Source organism: Pseudomonas sp. FSL R10-1339 (assembly GCF_009600545.1).
In the GTDB taxonomy this organism is placed as follows: Bacteria; Pseudomonadota; Gammaproteobacteria; order Pseudomonadales; family Pseudomonadaceae; genus Aquipseudomonas; species Aquipseudomonas bubulae.
In genome coordinates, this window is sequence record NZ_WIVQ01000177.1 from 1 (window position 1) to 3,279 (window position 3,279).

Genomic DNA, 3,279 nt, shown 5'->3' on the forward strand with positions numbered 1-3,279 from the left:
GGTTTTGAACGGCTGCCGTTTTTTGAAAGCACCTATGGCTCAGCAGTCGAAAAATAGCGGCCTACTTCAGACCATCCCTAGAGGCTTGTGCATAGAAAGCAGTGCTTGGAACAGTGGCGCTGATATTAATCTGGGTACTTGTACTGTCGGCAGCCCATGCACTGGAAACACCGAACACCATTACTGCCGCAGCAACCAGAGCGGTTTTGTTTATTAACATTTTGTTTACCTGTTGTATAATAGGTGTAAAGGAACATGCATTTGTGGAAACAGAGTGTTTTCCAATCGGCCGAGGATGATTAAGTTTGAATTCCGTCCAGATATCTGGCGTTTGTCATCAGGCTGGAATGGGCTTTCGACCCCCGGCTGGTCAAGCTGGATCAGAATATTAGAATTTCAGGATGGTTAAAGTAGCCAAGTGCGAACGTTTAAGTGGCTTTGGTCTTGCGATCTTGCGGCTTTCTTCCTTTGATAGTTGAGTGAATAATCCTGCTTGTATAAGTTCCTCCTGTAGGTGCAGGCTATGGCAACAAGTTGTATTGTTTGAGCTTTGTTATTTTCTGCTGGGGCGGCTGATCTGTTTTTATAAGAGAGTGCTGTGTTGTTTGAGTGAAATATCCAAGTAAAACGTAAGTTCATTAGTTCTTATGGCGTAGGGTGTGATTAATTAATGATGATTGATCGCTGCCGCGGGCATTTACTTGTGGCTATACGGGCGTGCGCCTGTGGCTCTGTGTCTTATGTTTAGTCTCAACGGACGATGATCCGCCTCGCGCGCCTTCCCATACTGCTCCCATGGTTTTTTTGCCAATCCAGGAGCACATGTGAACAGCGCAGCCCATACCGCATTTCAGACCAGTATCGACGCGGGCGTCGCTGAACTGGTGATCGACCGGCCACCGGTCAATGCCCTCGACAGCCAGGAATGGCTCGATCTGGCACGTACTCTCGAAGCATTGGGGCAAGACCCGCAAGTGCGAGTCATCGTGATCCGCTCCGAGGGCCGTGGCTTCTGCGCCGGGGTCGATATCAAGGAACTGGACGCCCACCCCGAACGTATCGTGACCGTCAATGCCGGCAACTACGCCACCTTCAAGGCCATTCACCGCAATCCGGTGCCGGTGATTGTTGCCGTGCATGGCTATGTGCTGGGTGGCGGGATCGGTATTACCGGCGCTGCCGATATTGTCGTTGCCTCCGATTGCGCCAGTTTTGCCTTACCCGAAGTGGATCGCGGCGCCATGGGCGGCGGGGCGCATTTGCAGCGTCTGTTCCCGGTGCAGAAAGTCCGTTATCTGTTTTTGACCGGCGACAAGATCAGTGCCGTTGACGCCCAGCAATACGGCTTTATCGAGCGCGTGGTGCCCCGTGAGCAATTGCGTGAAACCGCGCTGCAAATTGCCCGCAAGATCGCCAGCAAAAGCCCGGACATGATCCGCATCGCCAAGGAGGCCCTGAACGGTATCGAAGACGGCAACCTGGAAGACAAATACCGCTGGGAACAGGGGTTCACGCTGCAGGCCTACAACAGCACGGACTCCGCCGAAACCCGCCGCGCATTCGTAGAAAAACGCGACGCCAACTTCTGAGGAGCTGACGATGGATCTGACCTACTCCCCCAAACAAAAGGCCTTTCGCCAGGAGGTGCGCCAATGGCTGGCGGACAACCTGCCGACCACGCCGCTGGCCAGCTACGATACCCGCGAGGGCTTCGAGCAACACCGCCAGTGGGAAGCCAAATTATTCGAAAACCGTCTGTCGATGGTCATGTGGCCCACCGAGCTGGGCGGGCGCGGCTGCGACCTGATCGAGTGGCTGATTTTCGAAGAGGAATATTACGGCGCCGGCGGGCCGATGCGGGTCAATCAGAACGGCCAGCTGTTGCTCGGCCCGACGCTGATGGAGTTCGGCACCGAGGCGCAAAAACTGCGTTTCCTGCCGCGCATGGCCGCCAGTACCGACATGTGGGCCCAGGGCTGGTCCGAACCGAACGCAGGTTCCGACATGGCCGCTATCACCAGCAAGGCCACCCGCGATGGCGACAGCTACGTGCTCAACGGCCAGAAAACCTGGTCCACACGAGCGATTTTTGCCGACTGGCTGTTCGGCCTGTTCCGTAGCGATCCGTCGTCCAGCCGCCATCACGGGCTGTCCTTCGTGATGGTGCCGCTCAATGCACCGGGGGTCACCGTACGCCCGATCAAGGCCCTGAACGGCAAGGATGCGTTTGCCGAAGTGTTCTTTGATGACGTGCGCATCCCGCTGGAAAACCGTATTGGCGATGAAGGCCAGGGCTGGCATGTGGCAATGGCCACTGCCGGCTTCGAGCGAGGTCTGCTGCTGCGTTCCCCGGCCCGTTTTCAATACACGGCGCGCAAATTGGTGGAGCTGTACCAGGCCAACCGCACCAGCGCCGATCGTGATCCGAGCCTTGGCGAGGCGGTGTGCAAGGCCTGGTCGGACGCCCAGGCTTACGCCCTGTCTGCGTACCACACCGTGGGCCGCCTGAGCCGCGGGGCACAGATTGGCGCCGAGTCGAGCACCAACAAAATATTCTGGTCGGAGCTGGATCTGCGCATGCACGAAACCGCCATGCGCATTCTCGGCGCCAGTGGCGAGCTGACCGGTCAATCGGAGGGCGGCTACAGCTGGCTGGACGGCTTTTTGTTCGCCCAGGCCGGGCCTATTTACGCCGGCACCAACGAGATCCAGCGCAACATTATCGCCGAGCGCATGCTCGGCCTGCCGAAGTGAGGCCGGGCATGGACTTTACCTTTACCGAAGACCAGATCTCTTTTCGCGAGGCCATCAGCCGTTTTCTGATGACCGAAGCGGCCCCCGAAATGCTCCGTGAAATCTGGGAAACCGATGTCGGTCGCTCCCCGGATTTGCGTAACAAGATCGCCGAGCAGGGCCTGACCGCATTGTCGATCCCCGAAGCTTTCGGTGGCCTGGGCATGGACGATGTGGCCTGGGCCCTGATGACCCAGGAACTGGGTTACTACGCCATTCCTGATTCCCTGGGTGATACCGCTTATGTGGCCAGTGCGCTGATCGCCGGGCTGGATGACGGCGTAGCCCGTCGCGGCGAATGGCTGGAACGCATTGCCGACGGCAGTTTGCGGGTGGCCATCGGGCACCCGGTCAATCCGCTGGTGGCCGATGCCGCCCACGCTGACTTGCTGCTGCTGGCCCATGGCGATGAAGTCCACGCCGTGCCGCGTAGCCAGGTGGATGTGCAAAATCACGCCAGTATCGATGCCTCTCGGCGCCTGGCGC

Annotated in this window: 4 protein-coding genes; all 4 read left to right on the forward strand. The window is 58.0% G+C overall.

Features of this window, described 5'->3' with window-relative positions:
* The coding region (locus GHO03_RS25395; RefSeq protein ID WP_218574323.1) for a hypothetical protein at positions 1-217 on the forward strand (217 nt) is incomplete at its 5' end.
* A 607-nt stretch (positions 218-824) separates the two neighbouring features.
* Positions 825-1,589, forward strand: a complete 765-nt coding sequence (locus tag GHO03_RS23950; protein ID WP_095002410.1) for an enoyl-CoA hydratase family protein — start codon at positions 825-827, stop codon at positions 1,587-1,589.
* Positions 1,590-1,599: 10 nt separating this feature from the next.
* Positions 1,600-2,754, forward strand: a complete 1,155-nt coding sequence (locus GHO03_RS23955) for an acyl-CoA dehydrogenase family protein (protein ID WP_095018869.1) — start codon at positions 1,600-1,602, stop codon at positions 2,752-2,754.
* Positions 2,755-2,762: 8 nt separating this feature from the next.
* On the forward strand, positions 2,763-3,279 hold a 517-nt coding region (locus tag GHO03_RS23960), incomplete at its 3' end, for an acyl-CoA dehydrogenase family protein (protein WP_178110367.1).